At 69.1% G+C, this 7,622-nt stretch carries 7 protein-coding genes; 4 read left to right on the top strand and 3 right to left on the bottom strand.

The window, feature by feature from the left end; genetic code table 11:
- The 3 genes from HOQ08_RS11685 to HOQ08_RS11675 form a co-directional block, all read right to left on the bottom strand.
- Positions 1 to 214 (bottom strand): 2-dehydro-3-deoxygalactonokinase (locus HOQ08_RS11685; protein WP_291194880.1); only part of this gene is annotated, 214 nt, incomplete at its 3' end.
- Positions 211 to 336: a hypothetical protein gene (locus HOQ08_RS11680; RefSeq protein ID WP_291194877.1), complete on the bottom strand. Its 126-nt coding sequence runs from the start codon at positions 334 to 336 to the stop codon at positions 211 to 213. The genes HOQ08_RS11680 and HOQ08_RS11685, both read right to left, overlap by 4 nt.
- A gap of 21 nt (positions 337 to 357) precedes the next feature.
- Positions 358 to 936, bottom strand: coding sequence for a FadR/GntR family transcriptional regulator (locus HOQ08_RS11675; protein ID WP_291194874.1), 579 nt, complete (start codon positions 934 to 936; stop codon positions 358 to 360).
- A 385-nt stretch (positions 937 to 1,321) separates the two neighbouring features.
- Here HOQ08_RS11675 and HOQ08_RS11670 point away from each other — a divergent pair, with 385 nt between their 5' ends.
- From HOQ08_RS11670 to HOQ08_RS11655, 4 genes are all read left to right on the top strand, one after another.
- Positions 1,322 to 2,473: an aldose epimerase family protein gene (locus HOQ08_RS11670; RefSeq protein WP_291194871.1), complete on the top strand. Its 1,152-nt coding sequence runs from the start codon at positions 1,322 to 1,324 to the stop codon at positions 2,471 to 2,473.
- A gap of 91 nt (positions 2,474 to 2,564) precedes the next feature.
- Complete coding sequence (locus tag HOQ08_RS11665; protein ID WP_291194868.1) at positions 2,565 to 3,749, top strand: cellulase family glycosylhydrolase; 1,185 nt, start codon at positions 2,565 to 2,567, stop codon at positions 3,747 to 3,749.
- A gap of 110 nt (positions 3,750 to 3,859) precedes the next feature.
- Positions 3,860 to 6,652: a TonB-dependent receptor gene (locus tag HOQ08_RS11660; protein WP_291194865.1), complete on the top strand. Its 2,793-nt coding sequence runs from the start codon at positions 3,860 to 3,862 to the stop codon at positions 6,650 to 6,652.
- A 72-nt stretch (positions 6,653 to 6,724) separates the two neighbouring features.
- A partial coding sequence (locus HOQ08_RS11655) for a GDSL-type esterase/lipase family protein (protein ID WP_343203819.1) occupies positions 6,725 to 7,622 on the top strand: 898 nt, incomplete at its 3' end.

Below are 7,622 nucleotides of genomic sequence, written 5' to 3'. Positions count from 1 at the left end.
AGCCGCCGCGGCTGCCGACCATGCCGCAGGCCAGCACCGGCGCGCGCGGCCAACCCTCGACCGCCTGCGCGAACGCCTCGGCGAAACCGCCTTCGGGCAGGTGCCGGCTGCCCCAGGGCAGCGCGCGCGTCTGCGCCACGCCGCCCGCCTCGTCGAAGCGGTAGGCGCGCAGCCGCGTGCTGCCCCAGTCCAGGCCGATCAGCGGCGTGATCACGCGCTGGCCTTTTTGCGGGCGCGGCCGCGGCTTTGCTGCAGGTTCGCCTGCGAGTCGGCGATCATCGACTGCATCGCCTTGCGCGCCACCTCCGGCTGCTTGCGGCGGATCGCCTCCAGCACCTTCAGGTGATGGGGCAGCGACTACTTGAAGGTGCTGGCGGTGCGCGCCGACAGGGTGAAGAAGGTGCCCAGCGCGGTCTCGATCACCGAGAACAGCGACTGCAGCAGCTCGTTGCCGGTGGCGTGCAGCACCGCGTCGTGGAATTGCAGGTCGGCAGCGGTCCATTCGTCGAGCGTCTGCGCCGCGTCCATCGCGCGGTAGGCGGTGTCGATCGCGGCCAGCTGCTCGGTGGTGCGCCGGCGCGCGGCGCTGGCGGCGGCGGCCGGCTCGATCACCTCGCGCATCTCCACCAGCTTGTCGACGAAGTCGTCGGTCGGCATCGAGGCGCAGCGCCAGGCCAGCACGTCGGCGTCCAGCTGGTTCCAGTGGCGCTTCTCCAGCACGCGCGCGCCGACGCCGGTACGCGATTCGATCAGGCCTTTCGCCGAGAGCACCTTGAGCGCCTCGCGCAACGCGGTGCGGCTGACCTGCAGGCTTTCGGCGAGCGTCTCCTCGCGCGGCAGCACCTCGCCCGGCTTGACCTTGCCGCTCACGATGCGTTGCCCGAGCTCGTGCATCACGTGTCCATACAGGCTGCGGACGGCGATCGGCTTCCTCATGTGGTGCAGTCCCAAGTGGCGTTGTCCATTGCGTGCCGGCGGGCGCCGGCGGTGCCCAAGCGGTTTGTCATACAAACCGACTATAAGCACTGGATGCGCGTTCTGCCAAGGTGCGACAGCGCAATTTTTCCGGCGCATCCGAACGGGCCCTCGATGCGCCGATGATGCGCTGCGAAATTTGCGGCGCCCGATCGGCCAGTACCCTGCCCGAGTGCCTTGCGGGAAAACCGCATCGCCATGCGAAAGGCGACCGTCGCGCACGTCGCGGCGCCTGCAGTGCCGCGACGCACAAAGAAATTTTCCAGGCGCCGGAACACTTGCACGATAATCATACAATGTGCTTGCATGCCTCCACTCCGACGGGTGGCAAAGGGATGCTGGGGACATGCGACGTGCAGGGTGGATGGGTTCGATGCTCGGGCTGGTGGCGCTGTCGATGACCGCGCATGCCGGGAGCGCGGCCAAGCGCGAAACCTTCGGCACGATGCCGGACGGCCGCAGCGTGGATTCGGTGTTGCTGACCAACTCGCACGGGCTGTCCGCGCGGGTGATCGCATACGGCGCCAGCCTGCAGTCGGTCAGCGTCCCGGACCGCGACGGGCATCTGGCCGACATCGCCCTTGGCTATCCCACGCTCAAGGGCTACCTGGAGAAGCCGCAGTATTTCGGCGCCACGGTGGGCCGCTACGCCAACCGCATCGCCAAGGGCCGCTTCGTTCTGGACGGCCGCACCTACCAGCTGCCGGTCAACGATGGCCCCAATTCGCTGCATGGCGGCACGCGCGGCTTCGACAAGGTGCTGTGGACCGTGGCGGCGGTGAACCACGACGCGGACAAGGCCAGCGTGACGCTGACCTACGTCAGCCCGGATGGCGACATGGGCTACCCCGGCAAGCTGTCGGTCACCGCGGTGTACACGCTGGACGACCAGGACCGGCTGTCGATCGAGTACCGCGCCACCACCGACAAGCCCACCCTCGTCAACCTCAGCAACCACGCCTACTGGAACCTCTCGGGCGAGGGCTCGGGCAGCGTGATGGAGCAGCGCCTGACCATCGCCGGCGATGCGTTCCTGCCGGTCGACGCCGGCTCCATCCCCACCGGCGAGATCCGCCAGGTCGCCGGCACGCCGTTCGACTTCCGCAAGCCCAAGGCGATCGGCCGCGACATCCGCATCGCCGATCCGCAACTGCTCAACGGCCGCGGTTACGACCACAACTGGGTGATCAGCCGCAAGGCGGCGCCGGCGCCGCGCATGGTCGCGCGCGTGGAGGACCCGCGCTCGGGCCGCGTGCTCACGTTGAGCTCGGACCAGCCGGGCCTGCAGTTCTATTCGGGCAATTTTCTCGACGGCACGACCGTGGGCACCGGTGGGCACGTGTACCGCCAGGGCGACGCGTTCGTGCTGGAGCCGCAGCTGTATCCGGACACGCCCAACCAGCCGGCCTTCGGCTCGGCTCGGCTGGACCCTGGGCATACCTATCGCAACCTGATCGTCTACCGCTTCACCACCGAGCCGGCGCGCAGCGCGCGCTGACCCGGCCGACCACACCGCAAGGGCGCCCGAGGCGGGCGCCCAGGGGGAGCGTTTGCCCGGCGCAAGCGCAACGCACTACGAGGGAGATGGCATGAAACACGCACTGTTGGCCCTGGCATTCGCTACGGCGGCGCTCATCGCCCCGCGCACGCCGGCCGCCGATGCCCCGGCGCGCTGGACACCGGCGCAGGCGCACGCCTGGTACGCACACCAGTCCTGGCCGCTGGGCAGCAACTACGTGCCGGCGAACGCCATCAACGAACTGGAGATGTGGCAGGCAGCCACCTTCGATCCGGCACGCATCGACAAGGAACTGGGCTGGGCGCAGCAGCTGGGCATGAACACCATGCGCGTGTTCCTGCATGACCTGCTGTGGCAGCAGGACCCGCAGGGCTTCACGCAGCGGATCGACCAGTTCCTTGCCATCGCGCACAAGCACGGCATCAAGCCGATCTTCGTGCTGTTCGATTCCTGCTGGGATCCCGAGCCCAAGCTGGGTCCGCAACATCCGCCGATCCCCGGCGTGCACAACTCCGGCTGGGTACAGAGCCCGGGCGTGGCGATGGCCGACCCCGGCCAGTACCCGCGGCTGGAGCGGTACGTGAAGGACATCGTCGGGCACTTTGCGAAAGACCCGCGCGTGCTCGCCTGGGACGTGTGGAACGAACCGGACAACCCCGGCGGCGGCGACTACGACGCGCGCGAGCCGAAGGACAAGGTGGCGCTGGTCGCCCGGCTGCTGCCGCAGGTGTTCGCCTGGGCGCGCAGCGCCTCGCCCACGCAGCCGCTCACCAGCGGCCTGTGGCATGACGAGGACTGGTCCGATCCGGCCAAGCTCAATGCGGTCGAGCGCACGCAGCTGGAACAGTCCGACGTGATCAGCTTCCACAACTACGGCTGGCCGGAGGAATTCGCCGGCCGCGTGAAGCAGCTGGCGCGCTACGGCCGTCCGCTGATCTGCACCGAGTACATGGCGCGCGGCGCGGGCTCCACCATCGACGGCGTGCTGCCGCTGGCCAAGAAGCTCGACGTGGGCATGGTCAACTGGGGCTTCGTCGAAGGGCGCACGCAGACCACGCTGCCGTGGGATTCCTGGCGGCGTCCCTACACCCTGCAGCCGCCGACGCTGTGGTTCCACGACCTGCTGCACGGCGACGGTACCCCCTACCGCCAGCGCGAGGCCGACGTCCTGCGCGCGCTCTCGCATGCGCCGCGCGGCGTGGTGCCGGCAGCGGCGGCGAGCTACCCCGCACCGGCCGGCGCGACGACGCCGTGAGGTTTTCCCCATTTTCCCGCCGCGCGGTGCGCGCACCCGCGGCGGGCCAGACCAAGAACGCCCCCGGCACGACCGGCGGCCAACGATCTTCTGACGGGAGGTTTCCACTCATGTACCGCAACCGTATTTCCGTGACGATCCTCGCTGCCGCGATCGCCGCGGCGTTCGCCCCGGCGCATGCGCAAAACGCGCCGGCGCCCGCCGATGCCGCGCAATCGACCGATACGGCGCAGGCGGGCCAGGCCAAGGCGCCGAAGAAGGGCACCGCCGAACGCGATGCCAAGAAGCGCGTGGTCGATCTTTCGCAGGTGACCGTGACGCCGCTGCGCCAGAGCCTTTCCAGCGCGCAGACGCTCAAGCAGGACGCGCGCATGGTGGTCGACTCGATCGTCGCGGAGGACATCGGCAAGCTGCCGGACAACAGCGTGGCCGACGCCATGCAGCGCATCACCGGCGTGCAGATCGCGCAGGGTTTCCAGGGCGAGACCAGCTCGGTGGTGGTGCGCGGCCTGCCGAACGTGATCACCACGCTCAACGGCCGCGAGATCTTCAGCGGCGTGGGCCGCGGCTTCGCCTTCCAGAACCTGCCGGCCACGGCGGTCAAGACGGTGCAGGTCTACAAGAGCAGCGAGGCGAGCCTGCCCGACGGCGGCATCGCCGGCGTGGTCGACATGCAGCTGTATCGCCCGTTCGACTTCGACGGCGCCAAGGTCGCGGCGACCTACACCGCCACGCACAGCAAGTACGGCGGCCGCACCGATCCCAACTTCAGCGTGCTGATGAGCGACCGCTGGCAGACCGGCATCGGCGAGGTCGGCGCGCTGGCCAACGCCAGCTTCATGGCGCAGCACTACCAGTACAACGCGGTATGGGGCGACTTCCCGAAGGTGCTGACCGACGGCACCGGCACGCCGATGCGTACCGCCGGCGGCAACCTGATCGCCGCGCCCAACGGCTTCGGCGCCGACTACAACATCGGCTACCGCCAGCGCCCCGAGCTCAACTACGCGCTGCAGTGGAAGCCCAACGACAGCACCGAGGTCTACGCCGAGGGCCTGTACGCCTGGGATTCGGACGACTACAACCAGCCGTTCTATTTCTCCTTTCCGGTCGGTGCGGTGACGCCGAGCAACCTGACCGTCGGCAACCACTGCTACGCCGACCAGCTCAACGGCTCGCCCTACGCTGGCCAGACCATCTGCGACGCCTCCGGCGGCAGCTGGACCGGCAACACCTACGCGGCGACCAGCACCCAGGCGCACGTGCAGCACGGCCGCGACATGCAGCACGCGGTCGGGGTGAAGTGGCAGGGCGACCGGCTGCGCCTGAGCTCGGACCTGTCCTACGGCTCGACCTCGTTCGACGTCAACACCTTCATCGTCGACACCTTCCTCAAGGGCCCGGTGACCACGGTGTGGAACGGCACCGCCGGCAACCAGCAGAACTGGTCGCTGGGCAACAACATGCAGCTGAACCCGAACAACTACTACCTCAACGGCCTGTTCCAGACCTGGAACACCCAGCGCGGCAAGCAGTACGCATGGCGCGGCGACGGCAACCTGGACATCAACGGCAGCTTCTTCAGCTACTTGGATTTCGGCCTGCGCTACGCCGACCACAAGGCGCAGTACACCGGCAGCGTGGAACGCTCCACGCCGCCGCCGGGCGGCGCCGGCACCGGCAACATCGTCGCGACGCCCAACCCGGCCAACCAGGTCCTCGCGCGCTTCCCGAGCAGCTACTTCTGCTCGATGCCGACCACCTCGGCGATCCCGGTTTCCTGGCTGACCGGCTGCTTCGACTACCTCACCGGCAACGCCGACGCGATCCGCGCCCTGTACGGCCTGCCGGCAGGCCGGCCGCCGGTGAACCCGGGCCGCTACTACAACATCGACGAGAAGACCTTCGCCGGCTACCTGCAGGCGGCCTACGCCACCACGCTGTTCGGGCTGCCGGTGGACGGCCTGATGGGCATGCGCGTCGAGCGCGTCAAGCGCAACCTCGACGCGTACTCCTTCAATGCGGCCACCAGCGTCTACTCGCCGCTGTCGGTGGACACCAGCGAACCGGTGTACCTGCCCAACCTCAGCTTCAACCTGCACTTCACCGACGCGTTGCAGCTGCGCCTGGTGGCCGCCAAGACGGTGACCTACCCGGGCTTCGGCCAGCTCAACCCGTCGATCTCGCTCAACCCGGGCACGATCAACCGCGCCGGCGCAGCCGCCAGCGGCAATCCGGACCTCAAGCCGATCAAGTCGAACAACTACGACGCCTCGCTGGAGTGGTACTTCGCCCCGGCCGGCTACGTCAGCGGCGGCGTGTTCTACCGCGACATCAACGGCTACATCCAGAACTACGTGACCAACGTGACGATCAACGGCGAGGCCTACCAGCTGTCCTCGCCGCAGAGCGCCGGCAGCGGCCACCTGGATGGCGCCGAGGTGGCCTACCAGCAGTTCTTCGACTTCCTGCCCGGCGCGTTGAGCGGCCTGGGCGTGCAGTTGAACTTCACCTACATCGATGGTTCGACCCGCTCGCCGCAGTTCATCGGCGGCCCGGTCGTGGCTTCGCCGCTGCAGAACGTGTCCAAGCGCAACGGCAATGCCGTGCTGATGTACGAGAAGTACGGTTTCTCGGCGCGCCTGGCCTACAACTACCGCAGCCGCTTCATCGACTTCTTCACCCAGCCGACGGTGGCCGGCAACCACGACGAGATCGAGCCGGCCAACCAGCTCGACTTTTCGGTCGGCTACGACGTCAATCCGTACACCACCGTGGTGCTCTCGGCGACCAACCTGACCGGCCAGGACCTGCACCAGTACTGGGGCGACGGCAACTCGCGGCCGCGCGACATCCGCTACCAGGACCGCACCGTCGGCGTGGGCGTGCGCTTCAAGCTGTAAGCGGGACGGCGATGGCGGTACTCCTTCCCGGCCGCCGTCGCCGCCTCCGCTTCCTTCAAAGGGAGCGTGCGCATGATCTCGATCGCCAGCCGGAGAACGCGCGCCGGCATGCTGATGGCCTTGGCCGGTGCGCTGGGCGCGCCGGCCAGCGCCGGGCCATCGCACGCCGGGCAATGCCACTGGGTGGCAGCATGGGCCGCCGCCCCGTTGCGCGCGCCGATGGTCGCCAACCCGGTGCTGCGCGCGCCGCCGCGCAATTCGGACGTGGATGGGCGCACGCTACGGCAGGTGGTGCGCCTGGAGGCGGGCGGGGCAGGCCTGCGCCTGCATCTGGACAACCGCTACGGCGACCGGCCGCTGCACTTCGGCGCGGTCACGGTAGGCCGGCCCGCGGCAGGACCGCCGTTCGCCGTGGCCGACGGTTCCTTCGCTCCTGTCGCCTTCGATGGCGCGCACGAGGTGACGATTCCCGCCGGCGGCGCCGTCGACAGCGATCCGGTCGCCATGCGCGTGCGTGCCGGCGAAGAGGTCGCGGTCAGCCTGTTCGTGCCCGCGGCGGCGGTCGCCTCCACCTGGCATCCGGATGCGCGCTATGGCCAGGCGATTTCCGCTGCCGGGGATTTCACGCAAGCCGCGCGGCTACCGCAGCCGGCCATCGCTCCCGGCTACGACTGGCTGACGCGCGTGGACGTCGAAGCCGCCCCGGCAACCGACGCGATCGTCGCCCTGGGTGATTCCATCACCAACGGTTTCCGCGCCAGCCCGGGCGGCAGCTATCCGGAACGCCTGGCCGGGCGGCTGCGGGCCGCGCGCTGCGAGCGCGCGGTCGTCAACGACGGCATCGACGGCAACCAGGTGACCGCGGCGCAGGGCGACTACAGCCAGGGCGCGAGCATGGTGACGCGGCTGGCGGCCGACGTGCTGGATGCGCCTGGCGCGCGCTACCTGGTGCTGCTGGGCGGCATCAACG

The sequence above is a fragment of the Frateuria sp. genome (genome assembly GCF_013362045.1).
Taxonomy (GTDB): domain Bacteria; phylum Pseudomonadota; class Gammaproteobacteria; order Xanthomonadales; family Rhodanobacteraceae; genus Frateuria_A.
Note: the sequence above shows the minus strand (reverse complement) of the source record. Positions and strands in the feature narration are given on the sequence as shown.